This window comes from Halioglobus maricola, from assembly GCF_009388985.1.
GTDB lineage: Bacteria > Pseudomonadota > Gammaproteobacteria > Pseudomonadales > Halieaceae > Halioglobus > Halioglobus maricola.
Window position 1 is genome coordinate 1,567,559 of sequence record NZ_CP036422.1, and the last position, 21,356, is coordinate 1,588,914.

The 21,356-nt window shown below is 56.4% G+C and carries 19 protein-coding genes; 13 read left to right on the forward strand and 6 right to left on the reverse strand.

Going from position 1 to position 21,356, the window contains the following annotated elements; all coding sequences use genetic code 11:
• Positions 1 to 113 precede the first annotated feature (113 nt).
• Positions 114 to 905 carry an SDR family oxidoreductase gene (locus tag EY643_RS07065; RefSeq protein ID WP_152661538.1) on the forward strand — a complete coding sequence of 264 codons (792 nt, stop codon included), beginning with the start codon at positions 114 to 116 and terminating at the stop codon, positions 903 to 905.
• On the opposite strand, the gene EY643_RS07070 is transcribed toward EY643_RS07065, so the two are convergent.
• The 3 genes from EY643_RS07070 to EY643_RS07080 form a co-directional block, all read right to left on the reverse strand.
• Positions 902 to 2,071: a GGDEF domain-containing protein gene (locus tag EY643_RS07070; RefSeq protein WP_152661539.1), complete on the reverse strand. Its 1,170-nt coding sequence runs from the start codon at positions 2,069 to 2,071 to the stop codon at positions 902 to 904. The two genes, EY643_RS07065 and EY643_RS07070, sit on opposite strands and share 4 nt — an antisense overlap.
• A gap of 97 nt (positions 2,072 to 2,168) precedes the next feature.
• Positions 2,169 to 2,936: an SDR family NAD(P)-dependent oxidoreductase gene (locus EY643_RS07075; protein WP_152661540.1), complete on the reverse strand. Its 768-nt coding sequence runs from the start codon at positions 2,934 to 2,936 to the stop codon at positions 2,169 to 2,171.
• 91 nt (positions 2,937 to 3,027) lie between these two features.
• Positions 3,028 to 3,513: an Lrp/AsnC ligand binding domain-containing protein gene (locus tag EY643_RS07080; protein ID WP_152661541.1), complete on the reverse strand. Its 486-nt coding sequence runs from the start codon at positions 3,511 to 3,513 to the stop codon at positions 3,028 to 3,030.
• Between the two features lie 120 nt (positions 3,514 to 3,633).
• Here EY643_RS07080 and putA point away from each other — a divergent pair, with 120 nt between their 5' ends.
• Positions 3,634 to 6,777: a bifunctional proline dehydrogenase/L-glutamate gamma-semialdehyde dehydrogenase PutA gene (gene putA, locus EY643_RS07085; protein WP_152661542.1), complete on the forward strand. Its 3,144-nt coding sequence runs from the start codon at positions 3,634 to 3,636 to the stop codon at positions 6,775 to 6,777.
• Positions 6,778 to 6,796: 19 nt separating this feature from the next.
• Here putA and EY643_RS07090 read toward each other — a convergent pair whose 3' ends face one another.
• The gene (locus EY643_RS07090; RefSeq protein WP_152661543.1) at positions 6,797 to 7,642 is read right to left on the reverse strand and encodes an enoyl-CoA hydratase/isomerase family protein; all 846 of its coding nucleotides are present in this window, start codon (positions 7,640 to 7,642) and stop codon (positions 6,797 to 6,799) included.
• Positions 7,643 to 7,782: 140 nt separating this feature from the next.
• Between EY643_RS07090 and EY643_RS07095 the strand changes: the two genes are divergently transcribed.
• The 4 genes from EY643_RS07095 to EY643_RS07110 all read left to right on the forward strand — a co-directional run bounded on the left by EY643_RS07095 (position 7,783) and on the right by EY643_RS07110 (position 11,545).
• Positions 7,783 to 8,691, forward strand: a complete 909-nt coding sequence (locus EY643_RS07095) for a LysR family transcriptional regulator (protein ID WP_152661544.1) — start codon at positions 7,783 to 7,785, stop codon at positions 8,689 to 8,691.
• Between the two features lie 102 nt (positions 8,692 to 8,793).
• Positions 8,794 to 9,780: a zinc-dependent alcohol dehydrogenase family protein gene (locus EY643_RS07100; protein WP_152661545.1), complete on the forward strand. Its 987-nt coding sequence runs from the start codon at positions 8,794 to 8,796 to the stop codon at positions 9,778 to 9,780.
• Positions 9,777 to 10,754, forward strand: coding sequence for an LLM class oxidoreductase (locus EY643_RS07105; RefSeq protein ID WP_152661546.1), 978 nt, complete (start codon positions 9,777 to 9,779; stop codon positions 10,752 to 10,754). The genes EY643_RS07100 and EY643_RS07105 overlap by 4 nt, the downstream gene beginning before the upstream one ends.
• The gene (locus EY643_RS07110) at positions 10,754 to 11,545 is read left to right on the forward strand and encodes an SDR family NAD(P)-dependent oxidoreductase (RefSeq protein WP_152661547.1); all 792 of its coding nucleotides are present in this window, start codon (positions 10,754 to 10,756) and stop codon (positions 11,543 to 11,545) included. Before EY643_RS07105 ends, EY643_RS07110 begins: the two co-directional genes overlap by 1 nt.
• A 21-nt stretch (positions 11,546 to 11,566) precedes the next feature.
• On the opposite strand, the gene EY643_RS07115 is transcribed toward EY643_RS07110, so the two are convergent.
• Complete coding sequence (locus EY643_RS07115) at positions 11,567 to 12,247, reverse strand: SDR family oxidoreductase (RefSeq protein WP_152661548.1); 681 nt, start codon at positions 12,245 to 12,247, stop codon at positions 11,567 to 11,569.
• A 13-nt stretch (positions 12,248 to 12,260) separates the two neighbouring features.
• Complete coding sequence (locus EY643_RS07120; protein WP_152661549.1) at positions 12,261 to 13,130, reverse strand: patatin-like phospholipase family protein; 870 nt, start codon at positions 13,128 to 13,130, stop codon at positions 12,261 to 12,263.
• A 73-nt stretch (positions 13,131 to 13,203) separates the two neighbouring features.
• Here EY643_RS07120 and EY643_RS07125 point away from each other — a divergent pair, with 73 nt between their 5' ends.
• From EY643_RS07125 to EY643_RS07155, 7 genes are all read left to right on the forward strand, one after another.
• Positions 13,204 to 14,160: an alpha/beta hydrolase gene (locus EY643_RS07125; protein ID WP_152661550.1), complete on the forward strand. Its 957-nt coding sequence runs from the start codon at positions 13,204 to 13,206 to the stop codon at positions 14,158 to 14,160.
• A gap of 73 nt (positions 14,161 to 14,233) precedes the next feature.
• On the forward strand, positions 14,234 to 15,637 hold the full coding sequence (locus EY643_RS07130; protein WP_152661551.1) for an MFS transporter: 1,404 nt from the start codon (positions 14,234 to 14,236) through the stop codon (positions 15,635 to 15,637).
• On the forward strand, positions 15,634 to 16,722 hold the full coding sequence (locus EY643_RS07135; RefSeq protein WP_152661552.1) for a glycoside hydrolase family 88 protein: 1,089 nt from the start codon (positions 15,634 to 15,636) through the stop codon (positions 16,720 to 16,722). The genes EY643_RS07130 and EY643_RS07135 overlap by 4 nt, the downstream gene beginning before the upstream one ends.
• A 40-nt stretch (positions 16,723 to 16,762) precedes the next feature.
• Positions 16,763 to 18,133 carry a GH1 family beta-glucosidase gene (locus tag EY643_RS07140; RefSeq protein WP_152661553.1) on the forward strand — a complete coding sequence of 457 codons (1,371 nt, stop codon included), beginning with the start codon at positions 16,763 to 16,765 and terminating at the stop codon, positions 18,131 to 18,133.
• 12 nt (positions 18,134 to 18,145) lie between these two features.
• Positions 18,146 to 19,708 carry a sialidase family protein gene (locus EY643_RS07145; protein WP_152661554.1) on the forward strand — a complete coding sequence of 521 codons (1,563 nt, stop codon included), beginning with the start codon at positions 18,146 to 18,148 and terminating at the stop codon, positions 19,706 to 19,708.
• Entirely contained in the window at positions 19,705 to 20,547 is an 843-nt protein-coding gene (kduI, locus tag EY643_RS07150) for a 5-dehydro-4-deoxy-D-glucuronate isomerase (RefSeq protein ID WP_205743170.1), read from the forward strand. Before EY643_RS07145 ends, kduI begins: the two co-directional genes overlap by 4 nt.
• A gap of 10 nt (positions 20,548 to 20,557) precedes the next feature.
• Positions 20,558 to 21,343: a sugar phosphate isomerase/epimerase family protein gene (locus EY643_RS07155; protein WP_152661556.1), complete on the forward strand. Its 786-nt coding sequence runs from the start codon at positions 20,558 to 20,560 to the stop codon at positions 21,341 to 21,343.
• Positions 21,344 to 21,356: the final 13 nt, after the last annotated feature.

The following is a 21,356-nucleotide window of genomic DNA, read 5'->3' on the forward strand; positions in this document are numbered from 1 at the left end:
TATTTGCATATACTAACTTTTTGTCGAATGCAGGGCTAGTTCCCACTGCAAGGGTCACATCGGGCCACTGCTGGTGTAAGCTTCTGGCCTGAAATTTATTGGAGAGGCAATGTATGTCTGATTATCTGGAATCACTGTTCAATCTTGGCGGCAAGACTGCCCTGGTCACCGGTGGTGGCAAGGGTATAGGCCGGATGATTGCTGAGGCCCTGCTGCAGGCCGGAGCCAGGGTATATATCTCCTCTCGCTCGGCTGACGATTGCCAGGCTGCCGCGTCCGAAATGGCGGAGCTGGGTGATTGCCGTGCGTTTCCTCATGATTTGTCCCGGATAGAAAACATTGAAGCCCTGGCCGCTGATATCGAAAGTGCGGGCCATGGGCTCGATATCCTGGTGAACAATTCCGGCGCGACCTGGGGCGCACCGCTCGAGGAATTCCCGGAGTCCGGTTGGGACAAGGTGATGGACCTCAATGTAAAGAGTCCGTTCTTTATCGTGCAGAAGCTGCTGCCGCTCCTTAAGGCCTCAGGTACTCAGGAAGCCCCCTCGCGCGTGATCAATATCAGCTCGGTGGCGGGCATCGTGGCTGGCAGCCAGAGCGCCTATTCCTATATGGCCAGTAAGGCGGCTATCTCCCACCTTACCCGGGGGCTGGCGGCAGATCTTGCCAAAGATCACATCACTGTGAATGCGATTGCCCCGGGCTTCTTTGCCAGCAAAATGACCAGGCACCTGACGAGCGAGGAGGGCATAGAGTTCATGCGCTCTGTCACGCCACTGGGCCGCATAGGCGAGCCCAAGGATGTCGGTGGTTTGGCGTTGTTTTTGTGTGGAGCGTCCGGTGCATTCATGACCGGCAGCACGATTCCCTTGGCGGGTGGTATGGATCTCGGCGCTGGCTATTAGCGCCTGTTGTGTTCGCCGCCCGGGGTGCGAATGGGGGTGATGTTGTCGCAGACCTCGACCCGATTGCGGCCTGCTGATTTGGCAGAATAAAGCGCGGCGTCGGCTTGACGCAGCGCATCGCTGAATTCCCCGTGCACCGCGGCGACACCGAAGCTGGCGTGGACGATGGCTTCCCCGTCGGAAAAGTTGAAAGGCGATTCATACAGGCTGCGGCGCAGGGCCTCAGCTACGACCTGGGCCTTCTCGGCTGAGGTGCCGGGGAGCAACAATGCAAATTCTTCTCCGCCTATGCGGCCGCAAATGTCGGATTCCCTCACCGAAGCACGGAGCATGTCAGACACATGTCGCAATACTTCATCGCCCACTGCGTGGCCGTAGGTGTCGTTGACACCCTTGAAGTGATCGATGTCGAGCAGAATCAGCGAAAGTGGATTGCCGGTGCGTTGCGCCTGGGCCGTCTGCAGACGGCTGTATTCGTAGAAGGCACGCCGGTTGTAGAGATCGGTCAATTCATCGATCCGGGCGAGGCGCTCAGCCACCGCATTGGCGGCAATCAACCGGTGTTTCAGGCTCAGGCTGGTATTGATGGTGCCAGCGAGCACCCGGGCGGAGCGCATTGCAGAGAGCAGAAACATGAGCCCCGCAGTGGCCATGCCTGCTGTTTGTAGTGAGCCCTGGGCGTAAAACCAGGAGACAATAGGCAGTAACAAGAGTGAGATGGCGCTGATCTGGAGCGCCCAGCTGGCCGAGAAAACGGCGACAGCGCTACCCGCCAGGCCGATCATGAAGTACAGCACAATGATCTGTTCGGCGAAGGAGTCCTTGGGCATGATCCACAGGCTGCCGAAGCTCCACCATGCGAAGTAGATCAGGGTGGCGGCAAAGTACGCGGTTTCTCGCGGGCTGTTCTCGTCTATCTCTGGCGGGTTGCGGCTGTAACTGGCGTACAGATAGAAGCGCGCAGCGGCGGTGACGACAATACCGGCCATCCACACCAGTAGATGACTATGTTGCTGGCTCTGCCACAGTATCCCGACCAGAATTGCAGCAATGATCACGCTCATGTAAGCGGCCATGTGGGATTGCTGCAGCAGCATCACCAGTTTCTCCTGGTGGACGACACCGGGGAGATGGTCGGTCTTGGCGTTGTTGTCGAGTTTATTCATAGGGTTCTAGTGTAGCAGCGCATCGGCTGATGCGTTTATTACACCCGCTGACAAAAAAGGCGCCCTGAGGCGCCTTGATTGATAGCCGGGCTGGTATCTAGAACTGAACCCGCTTGGTAAAGCCGCCATCGACCATCAGATTGGTGCCGCTGACGAAGCTGGCGGCCGGGCTGGCAAGGAATACGACAGCGTTGGCCACTTCCTCGGGCGTGCCGAGCTTGCCCTGGGGGAAGTCGCTCTCTACGCCTTTGAAAATGTCGGGTGCAGCCTGGCTGATCACATCCCAGTTGCCGCCTTCAAAGGTGGTGGGTCCGGGGGACACACAGTTCACGCGAATGCCTTTCTCACCGACGGCCTGAGCGAGCTGGCCGCTGTAGGTCAGGAGTGAGGCTTTGAGAGCGTTGTAGGGCTGGGGGGCGAAGAAGGTTTCCACCGCTGAGGTAGAGCTCATCAAGACGATGGCGCCGGCATCGGATTTCTCCAGATAGGGCATCGCTGCATCCACGCCGCGGCTGGCGCCCATGATGGTGGTTTCGAAGTTGGCACGCCAGGCGTCCTCGTCGACAGCGCCACCCACACCGCTCGCCATAATGATCAGGATGTCGATCGCCCCCATGGCTTCACCACAGCTCTGAATCCAAGCCTCATAGCCGGCCTTGTCGGTGACGTCCACCGCCGCACCGCTGGCTTTGCCACCGGAGGCGGTGAGGGCGTCTACCGCCTGCTTGACCGAGTCTGCGTCACGCGCGCTGATGGCGACTTCAGCGCCTTCGCCTACCAACAGTTCTGCGGTGGCGCGCCCTATGCCGCGGGCACCGCCCACGATAACTGCCTTTTTACCTGAGAGGCCGAGAGAAAATTTCATGCTTGTGAGCTCCGGAGTGGTTTGTATGTTTATTGAACCGAGCGCCTACGCTAGCCGAGGCGGGCAAATAAAACAAGCCCACCTGATTGTTTTAGTGAGAGATCTTGTCCACGGGAATCGCCGTCTCGTTCTTTACTTCTTCTATCACGACATAGGTGTGGGTCTGGCCGATGAGGGGAATAGCGGCCAATTGTTCCCCCAGGAAACGTTGGTAGTCCTGCATGTCGGCGCATCGAATCTTGATCAGGTAGTCGAAGCCGCCCGCCACCATATGGCAGGACTCTACCTGGGGCAGATCCAGCATGCGCTGGTTGAAGTCGCGCAGTTTCTCAGTGCTGGTGTTGGTGAGCGAGACCTGAATAAACGCGAGCGTACTGGCATTGAGCTTGGCCGGGTCCGCCAGGGCCACGTAACCCGTGATATAGCCCTCGCGCTCCAGGCGCCTTACCCGCTCCAGGCAAGGGGTGGGACTCAGGGCAACTTGCCGGGCAAGGTCTACATTGGATAAGCGGCCGTCGGCTTGCAGCAGGGTGAGAATATGTCGATCGGTGCGGTCGAGCTGGCGTGACTTTTTCATGGCAGCGAAAAATCCTGAATATTGAGTATTGGCAGGATAATACGCTGTTTATAAGCGAATAAAAGCGCCAAATATCGCGCTTAATCTGGAAAATGCAGGCCATAACTAAGGAGATAGGCCGTGGCTGACAAACTGCAAACTCTACGCGACGAAATCCGTGCTGCCCATTGTGCCGATGAGCACCAGGTGGTCGTGCGACTACTGGACACCTGTGCTCTCGGGGCACCGGCTCGCCAGGCGATCCGCAATAACGCGATCGGCCTGGTAGAGCAGTGCCGGGGCCAAAGTGACCGCGCCGGAACGCTCGATGCCTTCCTGCAGGAATTTGGGCTCTCCAACAAAGAGGGCATTGCGTTGATGTGTCTGGCAGAGTCGCTGTTGCGGGTGCCGGATCAGGAGACAGCTGACAAACTGATCGCGGAGAAAATTTTATCCGGCGACTGGGCTGCACATAAGGGCAAGTCTGGTTCGCGTTTTGTGAATGCCTCGGTGTGGGGTCTGATGCTCACGGGCCGCGTCGTGCATCTGGACGATGACATTACCGGCGACACTGCCTCGTGGATGAAAAAGCTCGTCAGTGGCATGGGCGAACCTGTGGTCCGCCGTGCGGTGTTGCAGGCCATGAAGATCATGGGGGGCCAATATGTATTGGGTCGCACGATCGAAGAGGGCGTGCAGAAAGGCGTGTCGGGCAATCGTCCAGGCACACGTTTCTCCTTCGATATGTTGGGGGAGGGCGCCCGGACTGAGCAAGATGCTCAGCGCTATTACGAGGCCTATGCTGAGGCTATCGGTTGTATTGCTCGCCTCGGCAGCCGTGAGGGTGTTGTTCAATCTGATGGTATCTCGGTGAAATTGTCAGCGCTGCATCCGCGCTACGAATATCGACAGAAGCGCCGGGTGATGGACGAACTGTTGCCCCGTGTGAAAGCGTTAGCTGTGATGGCCAAACGCGGCAATATCGGGTTCAGCATCGATGCAGAGGAAGCCGATCGCCTCGACCTGTCGCTGGATCTGTTTGCAGCATTGGCACACGACCAAGACCTCGCTGGCTGGGATGGTCTTGGTTTTGTGTTACAGGCCTACCAGAAGCGGGCTGTCGCTGTCGCGCACTGGCTGATCGCGCTCGCTGAGAATACTCAGCGCAGGTTGATGGTTCGTCTGGTAAAGGGTGCTTACTGGGACGGTGAGATCAAGCATGCACAGGAGATGGGTTTTGACGACTACCCTGTGTTTACGCGCAAGTGCCACACAGACCTTTCCTACCAGGTCTGTGCACAGGTATTACTCGGTGCACCGGACGATATCTTTCCCCAGTTCGCGACTCACAACGCTCACACTGTCGCCATGGTACAGGCGTTGGCTACTGAAAGTAGCGCCTACGAATTTCAGCGGCTGCACGGGATGGGTCATTTACTCTACGATCAGGTACAGGACGCGATGCCCGACACCGCCATCCGCGTTTATGCTCCGGTGGGTAATCATCGCGACCTGTTGCCGTACCTGGTGCGGCGGCTATTGGAAAACGGCGCCAACAGTTCCTTCGTAAACCGGTTTCTGGATGCACAGGTGCCCGCCGCGGAGTTGATCACCGACCAGGTTGATCTCACCCGGGTTTCGCAACCTTACCGGCACAGTCGCATTCCTGTGCCCGCTGACATTTACCAGCAGGCGCAGATACCCTGGAAAAATTCACGAGGTATCGACCTGGCCGACTCGGTATCCGTAGCACCTCTGCTGGCAACGATGGCTTCGAGCCTGGATACCACAGCGGTAGCTGGGCCTATCATCGGCGGTGAACGCCAGACCGGCCACGCCATGGCGGTGATGTCTCCGACTGAGGTTTCCAGAAAAGTGGGTTCAGTCATTGAAGCCAGCCCGGCGCAAGTGAGTGATGCCATGGGCCGCGCCCATGCGGCCCAGCCGGCGTGGGACACACTGGGGGTGGATGCACGTGCCGCTTGCCTGGAGCGTGCTGCGGAACTTCTCGAGGAACAGTGCGAGTCGCTGATGGGATTGATCGTCGCGGAGGCGGGGCGGACCATTGATGACGCGCTGGCTGAAGTGCGTGAGGCGGTGGACTTCTGTCGCTATTACGCACGGCAGGGCAGGCATACCCTGCGTGGTGAAAAATCGATGCCCGGACCGACGGGTGAAGACAATCAGCTGAGCCTGCATGGCCGCGGTGTTTTTCTTTGCGTCAGCCCGTGGAACTTCCCACTGGCTATTTTTGCCGGCCAGGTCGTAGCCGCGTTGATGGCGGGAAACTCGGTGTTGGCGAAACCGGCGGAACAAACGCCATTAATTGCTATGCGCGCTGTGCAGATCCTGCACCAGGCTGGTGTACCTGCAGAGGTGTTGCACCTGTTGCCCGGCGACGGCGCTTCCGTCGGTGGCGCGGCGATTGCAGATCCTCGACTGGCGGGAGTGGCTTTTACGGGCTCTACTGAAACAGCCAGGTTGATCAATCGCCAGCTGGCGGCAAGGGATGGCGCAATCCTGCCATTGATAGCTGAGACCGGTGGCCTCAATGTCATGCTGGTGGATTCCACGGCCTTGCCCGAGCAGGTTGTCGACGATGTGATTGACTCTGCTTTCCAGAGCGCCGGCCAGCGGTGCAGCGCGCTGCGAGTGCTGTATTTGCAGGAGGATGTGGCTGACAACATTATCACCATGTTGAGTGGCGCTATGGCGGAATTGAAAATAGGTGATCCCGCTGCACTGAGTACGGACATCGGCCCCGTCATTGATCTCGATGCACGGCAGATGCTCGAGCGCCATGAGCAGCGTATGCGGCGCGAGGCGAAACTGCTCGCCGCTTGCGAACTGGAAGATGTGCATCGCGAGGGCCACTTCTGCGCACCGCAAGTTTACGAGATCGAGAAGCTTTCCCAGCTGGAGCGTGAGGTTTTTGGCCCGATTCTGCACGTGATTCGCTATAAGGTCTCAGATATCCCGCGCATCTATGATGAGATCAATGCCAGTGGCTACGGGCTCACTCTCGGCGTTCATAGCCGTATCGATGCTTTCGCTCGCGAGGTGTTCCATGCCACCCGCATTGGTAACACCTACATCAACCGCAACATGGTGGGGGCTGTGCCGGGGGTGAATCCTTTCGGTGGTCACGGCTTGTCTGGCACCGGTCCCAAAGCGGGTGGACCAAACTATCTAGTGCGCTTTGCTACTGAGCGGACCCGCACCGAGAACGTCGTTGCCCGTGGCGGGAATACCCAGTTATTTGGTTTGACGGAGCAGGGGGCTTAGGCCCCCTGAGCACGTGCGGCTAGTTAACCTCCTGCACACTGACCAACATGTCCGGCCAGGTACGCTGGTTCTCCATGTCAAATTGAGCGCCTTGCTCGTCGGCCCAGGCAAAGCGTTTTAGCGCGGGCGTCTCGCTTGTTGCCTGATACAGCCAATAGGCTTCTTCACGCAACGCATCCTCTATGGGTAAATCGATAGAGGCGTATACCGCCTGCTTGGTAGCGTTTATAGAAGCCGATGGCCATAGCGCGATGCGGTTGGCCAGCGCTTCTACGAAGGGACCAATTTCATCGGCATCCAGAGCGCGATTGATCGTGCCATAGGCCTCGGCCTGGTCGGCGTCGAAGTCATCTGCACCCAGTACGATTTCCAGTGCCCGGCCAAGGCCAACCTGACGTGCCATACGCGAGGCGCCACCGCCACAGGGCAGAATGCCCATGCCGACTTCCATCTGCATGAATCGCGCCTTGCCTCTTGCGGCAAAACGCATATCGCAGGCCAAAGCGAACTCATGACCACCACCGCGCGCGAAACCTTCGATCTTGGCGATGGTGGCCTGGGGCAGCTTGCTGATCCGCTCCAGTACAAGCTGTAAATCCAGTAGTTTCACCTCATCGCGTGGCACGGCCTTGCCGGACATGTCTTTGAGGAAATTGGTGTCTGCGTGACAGACGAAAATCTCTTCGAGTGCTGATTGGAATACGACCACTTTGACGCTCGCATCGGCCTCCAGTTTCTGTGCCAGCATGTTGAGGTCTGCGAGCATGGGTAGGCCCTGCACATTGACCGGCCCGTATTCGAAAGTGACCCAGGCCACCCCATGTTTGATTTCGACGGTGAAGGTAGTGAAGTTCTGGTAGTCCATTGTGGTATCCCTGTATTGATTTCGTTTGTGTCCCAGGAACGGCGCCCTGGCGTGGGATCACTCTATTGCTGCTTGAAAATCTAATAAATGGGCCTATATTTGATTTCAGAATTCGTAAATTGAATATAATTTGAGGTGTTATGGATACTGAAGGTGTTCGCCTTTTTGTTCGCGCAGCAGACAGACTCAACATCAGTGCAGCGGGCAGGGAGTTGGGGCTGGCGCCTGCTGTGGCCAGTGCTCGCCTATCGAAGCTAGAAAACCAATTAGGCGCAGATTTACTGCACCGCTCTACCCGCAAGGTCTCACTGTCGATGGAGGGGGAGGAGTTCTTGCCTTTCGCCCGGGAAATTCTCGCCCAGGAAGACGCAGCCCGGGCGGCACTGGGACACGGCAGTTCCGAAATTACGGGTACCTTGCGTTTTGCCGCGTCCAGCACCTTTGCCCAGATGTATGTGGCGCCGATCCTGCCTGAATTTCTCGAGCGTTATCCGGGCGTCAATCTGGAATTGAAACTTTCCGATACCCAGATGAATTTGATCGAGGGCGGTTATGACCTTGCTCTGCGCAATTACGCGATAGAGGACAGTAGTTTGCGTGCCCGTAAGCTGGCTGACGACAAGCGTATTCTGTGTGCCTCACCCGATTACCTTGCAGCAAGAGGGGCGGTGGACACCCCTGCTGACCTTGCCCAGCACCAGTTATTGGTTTTCGCCGGCAGCCGCGCCAGAAAGTTGCTATCGCTGGAGGGTGAAATTGTTGGCAGTTTCCCCCCAGAGGGAGCTCCGGGGCGGATTGTGTGCGATGACGGTGCCAGCATGCGCATTGCGACCCGCGCGGGAGTAGGCATCGCGATGAATTCGCGTTGGAGCGTACATGCCGAGCTTGCGAACGGTTCGCTCGTGCGGGTCTTGCCTGACTTTGAGCTCGAAGACCGCTCTGCGATCTGGCTGGTCTATCCGAAGTCCAATGTGCTGACGGCCAAAGTGCGGGTGCTTATTGACTTTCTGGTAGAGAAAATTGGCGACCCGCCTGTGTGGGAACAATGATTATATTGAAAAGCTAAAAACTGTTTCCCGCTGCGTGGCGTTTTATTCCTGACGGCATCCCTTATCTTTGATGGAACCGAAAACATTGATAGGGATACCTCCATGAAAGCTTGCCTCCTCAACACCTATGGCGAAAAAGCCCCCTTCGTAATAGCCGATGTCCCAAGGCCTGACATATTGCCAGGTCAGGTGTTGGTTCGAGTGGCTGCCAGCAGTGTGAATACTGTCGATACGATGATCCGCCAGATGGGTGCTGAACTGCCATTTGCGCCGGCACTGCCGGCCACGCTGGGTATGGATTTTGCGGGCACAGTGGAAACAGTGGGCGAGGGCGTGACAGGTTTTGCTGCGGGCGATGAGGTCTATGGTTGCGCCGGTGGCCTGGGGGACCTCAATGGTGCGCTGCAGGAATATATGCTTGCCGATGCGCGTCTGCTGGCACACAAGCCTGCCTCAATTTCAATGCGCGAAGCCGCTGCGCTGCCACTGGTGGGAATCACTGCTTATGAGGGAATGCAGCGAGCCGGCCTGGCCAGTGGCCAGCGGGTGTTGGTTCACGGTGGGTCAGGTGGCGTTGGTCACGTCGCCCTGCAGTTGGCGGTTCACGCGGGAGCGGAAGTCTATGCAACTTGTTCCAGTGACGTTCAGGCCGCCTATATCCAAGGCTGTGGCGCAACTCCGATCAATTATCGCGAGGAAGCGGTGGCAGACTATGTTGCGAAATATACTGACGGTGCCGGTTTCGATCTGGTTTACGATTCTGTCGGTGGGGCCAACATGGCCAATTCCTTTGAGGCTGCGGCACTTAATGGGCAGGTGGCCACCACGGTCTCCATGGTGGAACTCGACCTTACCCCAGCACATTTTAAAGGCCTGTCGGTGCATGTGGTGTTCATGCTTATTCCGATGATTCACAACTATAAGCGCGAAGCACATCATGCGATTCTCACGGCCCTGGGTGAAATCGTGGATGCGGGCGGGCTTGTGCCCTTGCTCGACGACCAGAACTTCAGTCTCGAGGACGTTGGCGGTGCCTATGCCCATCTCGCCAGCGGTCAGGCGATGGGCAAGGTCGTCATCGACGTATGAATACTGTGGCTACAGATCCCGGTTTTGCGCCTATTAACAGGGCCTATGGCGAGGTGTTCCAGCAGCACAAACTGAGTGTTGGCCTGGTTGTGCCTTTGGAGCGTTATGCCAGTAACCCGGTCCCGAGAATGGCGCGGGACGTCGAACGCATCCGATTGGCAGAGGAATTGGGTTTTGCCAGCGTCTGGCTGCGGGATGTGCCATTTAATGTGCCGTCCTTTGGCGACGCCGGTCAGGTGTATGACCCCTTCGTTTACCTCGGCCTGTTGGCGGGACAGACTGACCGCATTGCCCTTGGTATGTCCAGTATTGTGCTGCCGCTGAGGCACCCTGCGCACGTTGCAAAGGCCTCTGCAAGTGTCGACGTCCTCTCGGGCGGTCGTCTCATCCTCGGCATTGCTTCCGGTGATCGCCCTGAAGAGTATCCCGCGCTTAACCTGGATTTCGAAAACAGGGGCGAACGTTTCCGTGAGAGTGTGGCGTATATTCAGAAAAGCTGGCAGCCCCGGGCGCAGTTTGAGAACTCGTATGGCTCACCCAGCGGTGACATGGACCTACTGCCTAAACCAGACAACGGCAGGATACCCTTGCTGATTACCGGCAGTTCACAACAGACACCAGACTGGATCGCCGCCAACGGTGATGGCTGGATGCTGTACCCGCGGAGTGTGCAACAGCAGGAACAGGTGATAGAGCGCTACCAGCGCAGTGTCTTTGATGCGGGCAGGCCGGCACAGCCTGTCATGCAGCCACTGTACGTCGACCTGGCGGAAAGTGCCGATGCGCCCCCCCGGGCTATCCATCTGGGTTTCAATGCGGGCGTGAATTACCTGCGAGAATACCTTTCGTCACTGGAGGCGGTCGGCGTTAATCACGTTGCGCTCAACCTGCGTTTTAATCAGAACAATATTGAAACAACATTGAAAATTCTGGCAGATGAATTACTGCCACACTTTACCGGAGCAAAAAACTGATGCAGAAAAAAATTCTGATCACCGGTGCCACCGATGGCATAGGCCTTGAAACTGCGAAAATGCTGGCATCAAAAGGTCACCAGATACTGATTCACGGGCGTAATCCAGTAAAATTGGCGCAGGCCGCCGAGGCTGTATCACAGCTTTCGGACTTGCCTGTGCCGAGTTATCTGGCGGATTTATCCGATCTGGCCCAGGTAGAAGCACTCGCCAGCGAGGTAGCGAGCGATCACCAGACGCTGGACGTCTTGTTGAACAATGCGGGAATCTTTCGAACCCCAGAACCGGTGCTGCCCAGTGGCATGGATGTGCGATTTGTTGTCAATACATTGGCGCCATTGCTGCTGGCTCGTCGTCTGATGCCGCTGCTTGGCCAGGATGGGCGGATAGTAAACCTTTCTTCTGCCGCACAGGCGCCCGTAGACCTGAATGCTCTTCAGGGCAAGGTCCAGATCAGTGATCACTTCAACGCCTATGCTCAGAGCAAACTGGCGCTGACTATGTGGTCGCGCAAAATGGGGCTGAAGGATGGTCCAGTCATCGTGTCAGTTAACCCGGGCTCCATGCTTGCGAGTAAAATGGTCAAGGAAGGCTTCGGTGTCGCTGGCAATGACTTGAGTATCGGGGCCAGCATTCTTTCCCGTGCCTGCCTGGACGAAGAGTTCGCTGCAGCCTCAGGCCAGTATTTTGACAACGATGCCGGGAAGTTCGCATCTCCGCATGCGGATGCGCTCAATGATGCAACCGTTGAGCAGGTATGCGGGGTGATCGATTCGCTGCTTCCCGCTTGATTCAGACGCAGGGACGAGCGGTTAGCGGTTAACCCAGCCGCCGCACATGGGGAATGCCTGGCCCACGAAACAATCAGCGACATCGCTACACAGGTAGGCGATCAGACTGACATCCTCTTTTGCGGTGACCAGCCTGCCGAGGGGAACCTCCCGTTTCAGTCGTTCCTGGAAACGAGGATTCTCCTGTACTTCTTGCGGAAAATAGCTCGGATTTTCCACGAAATTTTGTGCCACGCAGTTTACCTGTATTCCGTGCTGAGCCATTTCAATGCCGACTGCCTGTACCCAGGAGAGCTGTGCGCCGCGTGCGGCACAGTAAGTTGAAGTGCGATTGATACCCCGCAACGCGGAGGCGCTACCGACAACGATAATTTTCCCCGAACCGCGTTCTTGCCAGTTCGGGAGCACGGCTCTTGCAAGCCGAGGCAGAGGGTGGACCAGTGCTTCGAACACGTCTGACCACTCCTCATCAGTAACCTCTGTAGCCCTTGTCGTGGGAGCAGCGATGGCGAGGTTCGCAATCAATATGTCGAACTCCCCGGCTGCGGCTATGGCCTCGCTGCAACTCTCTGATGATATCAGTGCACCTTCGTGGGGGATAACTTCTGCGCCTTGCGCGCGCAACTCTTCACAGATGGCCGGTCCCATAAACGTTTCCACCTGGGTGACGAGAATGCGTTTTCCGTTCAGGGCATGAGTCATGTTGAGCTTCCTGTTAGTCGGGTGATTCAGTGAATTGCGCGGCAAAAGCGGCGCCATCTGCGAGTCCGAGGTCGTAAGTGTCCTGTAGGCCCTGCGGGTTGGCGTAGTCAAACTTGTCGAGCAAAATCGGCTCGCTGGGTTGGGCGTATATTCGCTCGCCCGGCGGCGGCAGTGCCTGCGGATAGCGCTTGCTAAGCAGGACCAGGGTGGTGCCTTCTCGCTGGTCAGTCAGAAAGGCGGGAACGTTGTCGATGATGCCGCCATCCAGCACCCGCATGCCACGATAGCGGCCGAAGGGCAATACTGGGGGTACGCAAGAAGAGGCGAGAATCGTATCGACCAGATCGCCGATGTGCTCGGCTTCCTCATTGCCAAAACGTAGTGGTTTGAAACCGAGCTTGCGCGTCCAATGTGGGTGGAGTGCGCCGGTCAGATGTTTTTCCAGGCCGTAGACAACGAAAGCCAAGGGTGTGCCAACGAAGTTGGGCAGCCAGGCGGGGAAGCGAGCCATAAGGAATTCGAGTTTTTTGTCTGCGAGCGTTTTCAGGTCTTTCTCTGTGAGAAACGTCTCCAGTGCGTGCCGATACATATTCATATGCGGCAGCAACGGAGCGCCGGACCCGGGTTTAAGATTGTGCCAATGGATATTGGCCGGATTCTCGGCTGTCAGCTCTTTAAACATATCCAGCGCTTCGCGACCACGGCCGAGCATACAGGCTGTGGCCATGGCGCAGCCGGCACTGGTGCTGGCTGCGTAGTCCACACTCTGCGCTAACTTGAGACCAGCGGTATTAGCGCCGTCCCAGAAGCCCACTTGCCACAGGCAGCGACTGCCGCCGCCAGCGAAGATGGCATTTTTGATGAGATTGTCTGAGGTTTGCATCGGCAGAAATGATAGCGCGTGCGCTGAAAAAGTGTATCTTTACAGGCGGAAAATATAGACACGAGGTTCGAAAGTGCCCCAGAAGTACGCCATTCATCCTGATTTTGCCAACCTTCCCGTGCTCCGGGTCTACTTCAATCGCCCGTTCGTAGGGCTTGCCAATGCCGCGCTAACTTTTTTGCGTCGTGGGGTAGAGAAGAACATTCCCGCAGGCCTGGTGGAGGAGAAAATCACAGTCGTTGGCGCGAGTGGGCGCAGCACGCCCGGCTTGCGGATGCGGCCAGAGAACCTTTCCGGGCGCGTGCCGACCCTGATTTATTATCACGGCGGCGGATTCGCCTTGACCCATGGGGCCCACCAGCTGGCCATGTGCCGGCAGTTCGCGCTAGAGGCCGGCTGTCAGGTGATATTCCCTGACTATCGCTTGTTGCCGAAGTACCCGTTCCCGGCAGGCTTTGACGACTGTTATGACACCCTTACCTGGGTGCTTGAACAGGCGGATGATCTGGGAGTGGATAGCGATCGTGTAGTTGTCGGTGGCGATAGTGCCGGGGGTGCGCTGGCTGCCGGTGTTGCCCAAAAAGCCATCGATAATGACATTTCGCTCGCAGCGCAATTACTGATATATCCCCTGACAGACAGCACCGGCACTACCCAGAGCACGCGTGAATTTTTGGATACACCAGTTTGGAATGGGCGCAATACTGAGCGCATGTGGCGCTCTTTGCTGCCGGGCCACGACCGTAACTCTCCGCCACCTTACGTCGCGCCGGGCATGCGAGAAAATCTCTCCAACTTGCCGCCAGCCTACCTGGATACCGCTGAGTTTGATCCTTTGCGGGATGAGGGGGCGCGCTACGCCGAAGATCTTAAAGCTGCCGGCGTGGCTGTTGAGTACAACGCCACCAGGGGTACGGTGCACGGTTTTGAGCTTGTGCCAGAAAGTGCGATCACTCGCCAGATCATTCAGCAGCGAATTCACTTCCTGCGCGGGGTTTTCGGTACCATGAATGATTATGACCAGTCCTGACTGAAACCGACCTCTGGCGATCACGGGGCGCATGTTAAGGTTGTTTTCATAATAACAACCGATACTTCCGCTCATGGAAAAGCTTTCTCTCCAGTACAAGCTCATCTACTCGATGGGCAATCTCGGTATCGCGCTGATCACGGTAATGCACACCTCTTTTCTGGTGTATTACTTCTTCCCGCCTGCCGATTCAGGCATCCCTTATGTCATCCCTCAGAGCGATCTGATTCTGGGCATCACTGTGCTCGGCGCGATCATGACCCTGGGGCGTATTGTCGACGCCATCCTAGATCCGATTATCGCCAGCTTCAGTGACCGCCTGCAGCACCCGGCAGGGCGGCGGGTGCCGATGATGCGTTGGGCCGCATTGCCGTTTGTAATTTGCTATCTACTGACTTTCTTCGTGCCAGTGGGCGGCGATATCAGCTACTTAAACGCAATGTGGATGCTGGTTTTCCTTGTGGCCAGCGCGCTCTTCTTCACTTGTTACATGATTCCGTTTTACTCGCTGATGGTGGAGTTGGCGAAATCCAGTGATGACAAGGTAGACCTGGGTACTATCAGCAGTGCGTTCTGGTTCGTGGGTTTCCTGCTGGTGTCGTTTACGCCCGGGCTTTGGTCCGAAGTTGCCGAGATTTTTGGCACTACCAGAGTATGGGGTCTCAAAATCACCTTCATGGGGTTTGGGGTGCTCGGTTTTATCTGCTTGATGATACCCGCCTTGCTGATCGACGAGACAGCTTTCGCTGACGGGCGCGTCAAGAGCTCGCATCAGAAACTTTTTCCGGCACTGAAACGCGTTCTGCGCAACCGTAGTTTCGCGTTCTATCTTGGCGCCAATACGTGCTACACCGTCGCCACCGCCATGTTTGAGGCGGGCTTGATCTACTACGTTACCGTGCTGGCGGTGATGGAGGCAGGCATGAATGGGCCGCTTACTACCGTTGTCGGCGCCCTGACTCTGGCCTGTTATCCTCTGATTGCGAAAACTGCAAAGAGTCTGGGCAAAGCCTGGGTGTTGAAAGTGAGTCTGCTTTTGTTTGCCGGAACGTTTGTCGTTATTACCTTCCTGGGTATTGGTGGCATCAGCCCTTATATTCTGTTCGGCCTCGTGGTGGTGCTTTCGCCGTTTGCACAAGCAGGTTTCGGCATTTTGCCGCAGGTAGTTGCCTCTGATTGTGCAGCTTACGACCAGTACAAAACTGGAGAAGATCATGCAGGGATGTATATTGCGGCCAATGGTTTTTTTCGCAAAGTCGGCGGCACGCTGGGCGTACTCTTTTTCACGTCCTTCCTGATCATGGGTAAGGATGTTGGCGACGACATGGGGATTCGCCTGGCGACCGCGCTGGGTGCTTTGGTGTGTGTCGTCGGCTTTCTGCTGATGCGCTATTACAATGAAAACGAAATTCTCAGCTATAACCGGGCACTGGTGGAAGAGGGAACCGCCGCTGCTGCAAGTGAGACAACAGCATGAATGGTTCTACATTCGAAAGCATCGTCAAAGTTGCTGACACCTATGTCGCCGAGCGCGATCCCACCAAGCTAAGTTGGGCATGGGGAGAAGCGCTGCTGCTTTATAGCCTGAGCTTGCTGGATGATGAGCTTGGCGAGGAGCGCTATCAGGGATTCTGCCAGGCCTTTGCCGATCACCATCACAGGGTTGGATACTCGGTGGACCAGTCAGACACCTGTGCGCCGGCACTGATAACTAACGAGCTCTACAAGAAAACAGGTAACCAGAAGTATCTGGAGATGACTCAGGCGGGTATCCATTATCTCAAGCACGAACCACGCCTGGTCGAAGATCTGATTAATCACAACGGCCACAGCAAGGATTCTCGCGATTATCCGCGTAGCATTTGGGTGGATTCGCTCATGATGAGCGGCGTCTTTAGCGCGATTGCTGCCGATGATTTTGACGACGATGAATTGCGCGCTTTTGCCCGCACCCAGCCCGTTCAGTTTGCCCGATATTTGCAGGATCCAGAGACCAGGTTGTTCCATCACTCCTGGTGGAAAATGTTAAAGCGGCCTTATCCTCGCCAGATTTTCTGGGGCCGCGGTAACGGCTGGGTAGTTGCATCGCTGTCACTGTTCCTCAACTACGTGGATGATGCAGATACTCGTCGCATTCTGAATGAGGTCTCCGCAGCTCTATTGGAGTGTCAGCGCGATGATTACTACTGGGATACGGTGGTGAACAAGCCCGGTGATAATTACCGTGAATCGAGCGCCACGGCCTTGATTGCGGCGGGTTGGCTGAACGGGGTCAATCATGGCTATCTGGACATCGAGTATGCAGAGCTGGCGCAAAAGGCCTTGCAAGCGATAGCGAACAATATCCGTCACGATGGCGACCGGGCGTATATGACCGAGATTAGCTTGTGGACCATACCCATGTTCCTGATGCCTTATCGTCTGAAGTATGGCCCATACCCCGGCTATAAATATATCAAGACCGGCGAGAACATTTCCTATGGTGTAGCTTCACTGATTCTGGCGGGTATCAGCCAGCGGCAATATCATCGCAAGATTAATGGTCATCAAACGGCGGCTTGAGCCCGCTATGCAATCTTTCGAGAAGGACAAGTCTAGAAACATGCCAGAGCTGATTTTCCCAAAGGATTTTGTTTTCGGCACGGCGACAGCCGCATATCAGATCGAGGGTGCGTACGCCGAGGACGGACGCGGCCTGAGTATTTGGGACGAGTTCTCGCACAGGAAGGGTAAAACACACAAGGGTGACAATGGCGATGTGGCCTGTGACCACTATCACCGCTACCCGGAAGACATTGCGCTGATGGGTGAACTCGGTGTGAATGCCTATCGGATGTCTCTCTCATGGTCGCGCATATTGCCCGAGGGTACCGGCAAGATTAATCAGGCGGGTATCAATCACTATCGCCGGGAATTTGATGCGTTGCTGGAAGCCGGCATTACGCCCTACGTAACTCTATTTCACTGGGACCTGCCGCTGGCACTTCACAACAAGTACGGTGGCTTCCAGAACCGGCAGGCCGCTCATGACTTTGCCGAGTACGCAGAGGTCGCAGCGAAGGCTTTCGGAGATCAGGTAAAGCACTGGATCACTTTGAACGAGCCGTGGGAACACTGCGTGATGGGCCACTTTATGGGCGAACACGCTCCCGGCTACCACCGTCCATGGACTTTCATGAAGGTGATGCACAACCTGCTTTTGGGCCATGCCCTGGGTATGGAGCGTATCCGCGATGTGCTGCCTGACGCTACAGTAGGTATTACAACCAGCCACACACCTGCACACCCCTTCACAGACCGTGACAAGGACCATGAAGCAGCAGCGCTAGCGAACGAGTTTCTTAACTTCGTAACCCTAGACCCATTGTACAAAGGGCACTACCCAGAAGAGCTCAGTCGGCGTTTTCGTTACTTCAAGCCGGGGGTGGAGACGGGGGATATGGAACGTATCAACGCCCCTATCGATTTTATCGGCGTGAATAACTACCAGCGCGAATTTGCGCGTCATACCTACCTGGTGCCATTCCTGAATACCTGGATTGTGGGCGGCACCCAGGGCGCCGAGCGAGATTTTGTGAAAGACGGCGTGCAACACACGTCGATGGGCTGGGAAGTCTATCCGGAGGCAATCTATGAAGTCCTCGGCTGGCTGCGCAACGATTACGATAACCCGACTACCATGATTACAGAAAACGGTGCAGCGTTTGAGGATGAAGTGATCGACGGCGAAGTGCACGACCCCAAAAGAATGGACTTCCTTGAGGGCTACATGGGGCAGGTGAAAAGGGCCATGGATCATGGCTCGGACATTACCGGCTATTTTGTCTGGACCCTGATTGACAACTTTGAATGGGCGGCGGGTTTCGCCAAGCGTTTTGGCATCATTCACGTGGATCATCAGACGCAGGAGCGGATTATCAAGGGCAGTGGTCGCTGGTACGCTGACCTGATTCGTCGTAGCCAGGCACAATAGAGGAACGCCGTGATGAAGAGCCATCGTTTTATCTCTGTTACCACCAATATCGGCACGGTTGCCATGTTGGTGTTCCTGTATTTTTTTGTCTCGTTTAATGCGCCGGGTTTGGTCGCTCTATATGCCGTTGTCGCTGTGGCGGTTGTTTATGCGGTTGTGTACCTCACTGCGATAACGCTGTTGCTAAATCGCGTCAATGCTGAGCAGGGCGGCCCCAGGGCGGGCGCTATTGAGCGGCTTTTGCTGTTGTTACTCTCCATTGTGCTGCTGGCCGTGTTTGTCGATGCAACGGTCATGGACTATTACCAGCCGCTCTCGCTGTACGATGAAGCGATCGGTCTGTTGGCGCTTTGGTGGTTGCTATTGCTGGTCTCGAACATTGCGGGACTATTCGCTTCCAGATCGGTAGCGCGCGCATTGCTTGTCGCTACTCTAGCGGCGCTGTTGAGTGCGCCCTTCGCGGCGAGCCTGTGGTGGATAAATGCGCCCTCTGTAAACAGTGAAGTGTCACTGGCTGTGGACGTCTATACCGGCGGCGAAGACGGTTACGATATCTATCGCATTCCCGGCATGGTGTTGTTACCTGCCGGCTCTGCACTTGCGGCAGGCGACCCCCTTGAGAGCGACCGCATTCTGGCGTTTGCTGAAGCCCGCAGAAACGGCGCGCTGGACACGGGCGATATCGATCTGGTCATGAAGGTGAGTGACGATGGTGGCCGTAGCTGGAGCGATCAGAAAGTTATTTGCACCCACCGTAAAGATGAGCAACGGGGTAAGTGCGGCAACCCAACCCCGCTATTTGATGAGCGCGAGGGCAGGGTGGTGCTGGGTTACAATCTCAGTGGCCTCGAGGATGAAGGGCGGCACCACAGCACGGTTGTGATGAGCAGTGACGATGGCGGCCTGAGTTGGGGCGCCCCGGTGACCATTGCCAGTGACAATTTTGTATTCGGCCCCGGTAAGGGAATTCAGAAGCAGCATCCTCCGCATGCGGGGCGGCTCATGCTTCCAGGCTACATTCCTGGCTCAGCGGGTGCGTATTACAGTGACGATCACGGAGCAAGCTGGAAGCTGTCCCCATTCTTCGAGGGTGGAAATGAAACAGATCTGGCCGAGACGGGCGACGGGCGACTCTACCTGTCCACCCGCCATTCCGCGCCCATCGGAAGAGCGCCCAGCCCTAATGGGCGTCTATTCAGTATTTCCAGTGACGGCGGCGACAGCTGGCCAGCTCTATCGCTGGATGAGGCACTGCCGACGCCGGTGTGTCAGGTGGCAGTGATTAATGGCGACGATGAGGGATTGATATTTTCTAATCCCGCCCACATTAAATCCCGTGTAAAATTGACTCTCAGATACAGTGCAGACGCCGGCGCCACCTGGCCTCGCGAGCTACTGGTTTATCCCGGGCCTACCGGTTATTCCGTTTTGGCCCAGGCCACAGATGGCGACATTCTGGCGTTGTATGAAAATGGCAATATGTCTTATTCCGAGCGTATCAGCATTGCGCGGATACCGCGTGAATCGCTGTTGCCAAGCAATCAAAATCAAACTGATGTACCTCCAGGAGAATGACCATGGATCTCGATATCCGCTACGCAGCACACCCAGATGATGTGAAGCATTACGACACTGAAAAGCTGCGAGAGCACTTTCTGATTGAGTCCCTGTTTCGCCCAGGCGAAGTTCATCTGACATACTCCCACGTGGATCGCATCATCGTCGGCGGCATTACGCCAGCCGCTGCTCCGCTGACACTTGAAGCGGGCAAGGAGATGGGCGTGGACTATTTTTTTGAACGCCGTGAAGGCGGCATCATCAATGTCGGTGGTAAGGGCAGTATCACTCTGGACGGCGAGCGCTTTGAGCTGGACAAGCGCGACGGCTTATATATTGGTATGGGTGTAAAAGAGATCAGTTTTGAGTCTGAATCCGCAGATGCACCGGCGAAGTTCTATTTCAACTGCGCACCAGCGCACCAGTCTTACCCAAACGTGAAAATCGAAATATCCCAGGCCAACCCGGTGAAGCTTGGGGCAGATGAAACCTCCAATAAGCGCACGATCTACCAATATGTGCATCCTGCTGTGTGTGAGAGCTGTCAGTTGGTGATGGGCCTGACCATGCTCGAGCCTGGCAGTATCTGGAACACCATGCCCTGCCACACACATGAACGTCGTATGGAAGTGTATTTCTACTTCGACCTGGACGCTGGCCAGAGTGTATTCCACTTAATGGGACAGCCCAAAGAAACACGCCATCTGGTGGTTGCCAACGAGCAGGCCGTCATTAGCCCGAGCTGGTCTATCCACTCCGGCGCTGGAACCAGCAACTACACCTTCATCTGGGGCATGGTGGGTGAGAATCAGACCTTTGACGACATGGACCACCTGAGCCCGGCAGATCTCAAGTAGGGCCCGGACCATGACGCAGTTTGCCCTGCAGACGTTCACTGTCCGCAAGTACCTGAATTCCCCGCAGGCGATCGACACTGGCATGCGGCGTATTCGGGAGTGTGGCCTGAACGCCATCGAACTTGCCTACGTGAAACTGGAGAAGCCGGAGATGGATGCGATGGCGACCGCCTCGCGAAGTCACGATATCACCGTGGGCAGTTCCCAGATCACCTTCGACATCCTCAGCAAACGCCGCGAGTGGGTGCTCGAGTTTCACGAGCAACTGGGCTGTCAACGCACTGCTGTCTCGGTGCTGCCGTTTATGGCGATTCAGGGTGGGCGCGATCGTCTGCTGCGCTTTGCCGATCAGTTGGAGGAACTTGGCAGGTTCTATCGCGAACGTGGCGTGCAGCTAATGTACCATCACCACGACTTTGAGTTTCGACATTACGGTGACGAGATCGGCCTTGATCTGCTTATGAACAATACCTCTCCGGAGCATGTGGCGCTGGAGTTGGATACCTATTGGACGGCGCGCGGCGGCAAGTCACCCCAGCAACTGATTACTGATCTCGCTGGCCGGGCGCAGGTAGTGCACCTGAGGGACCTGCGCCTGAAGAAGAAGCTTTTCAGCCTGGCCCCGACCGATTGTGCTTTGGGTGACGGCAATCTCGATGTCCGCCGCATTGTTAACGCCTGTGTAGAGCAGGGCGTGAAGTATATGGCCATAGAGCAGGCCACAAGCAATCCCTACGAAGAAGTCGCGCGCAGTGTGGCGCACCTCAAGCAACTAGAATTTAGCGCCTTGTTCTGACGCAAGCGGAGAC

Bases quoted from the DNA above. Each gene is read 5' to 3' on its own strand.
- EY643_RS07065 (WP_152661538.1), top strand. From the start codon at position 114: ATGTCTGATTATCTGGAATCACTGTTCAATCTTGGCGGCAAGACTGCC.
- EY643_RS07070 (WP_152661539.1), bottom strand. From the start codon at position 2,071: ATGAATAAACTCGACAACAACGCCAAGACCGACCATCTCCCCGGTGTC.
- EY643_RS07075 (WP_152661540.1), bottom strand. From the start codon at position 2,936: ATGAAATTTTCTCTCGGCCTCTCAGGTAAAAAGGCAGTTATCGTGGGC.
- EY643_RS07080 (WP_152661541.1), bottom strand. From the start codon at position 3,513: ATGAAAAAGTCACGCCAGCTCGACCGCACCGATCGACATATTCTCACC.
- EY643_RS07090 (WP_152661543.1), bottom strand. From the start codon at position 7,642: ATGGACTACCAGAACTTCACTACCTTCACCGTCGAAATCAAACATGGG.
- EY643_RS07095 (WP_152661544.1), top strand. From the start codon at position 7,783: ATGGATACTGAAGGTGTTCGCCTTTTTGTTCGCGCAGCAGACAGACTC.
- EY643_RS07100 (WP_152661545.1), top strand. From the start codon at position 8,794: ATGAAAGCTTGCCTCCTCAACACCTATGGCGAAAAAGCCCCCTTCGTA.
- EY643_RS07105 (WP_152661546.1), top strand. From the start codon at position 9,777: ATGAATACTGTGGCTACAGATCCCGGTTTTGCGCCTATTAACAGGGCC.
- EY643_RS07110 (WP_152661547.1), top strand. From the start codon at position 10,754: ATGCAGAAAAAAATTCTGATCACCGGTGCCACCGATGGCATAGGCCTT.
- EY643_RS07115 (WP_152661548.1), bottom strand. From the start codon at position 12,247: ATGACTCATGCCCTGAACGGAAAACGCATTCTCGTCACCCAGGTGGAA.
- EY643_RS07120 (WP_152661549.1), bottom strand. From the start codon at position 13,130: ATGCAAACCTCAGACAATCTCATCAAAAATGCCATCTTCGCTGGCGGC.
- EY643_RS07130 (WP_152661551.1), top strand. From the start codon at position 14,234: ATGGAAAAGCTTTCTCTCCAGTACAAGCTCATCTACTCGATGGGCAAT.
- EY643_RS07135 (WP_152661552.1), top strand. From the start codon at position 15,634: ATGAATGGTTCTACATTCGAAAGCATCGTCAAAGTTGCTGACACCTAT.
- EY643_RS07140 (WP_152661553.1), top strand. From the start codon at position 16,763: ATGCCAGAGCTGATTTTCCCAAAGGATTTTGTTTTCGGCACGGCGACA.
- EY643_RS07145 (WP_152661554.1), top strand. From the start codon at position 18,146: ATGAAGAGCCATCGTTTTATCTCTGTTACCACCAATATCGGCACGGTT.
- kduI (WP_205743170.1), top strand. From the start codon at position 19,705: ATGACCATGGATCTCGATATCCGCTACGCAGCACACCCAGATGATGTG.
- EY643_RS07155 (WP_152661556.1), top strand. From the start codon at position 20,558: ATGACGCAGTTTGCCCTGCAGACGTTCACTGTCCGCAAGTACCTGAAT.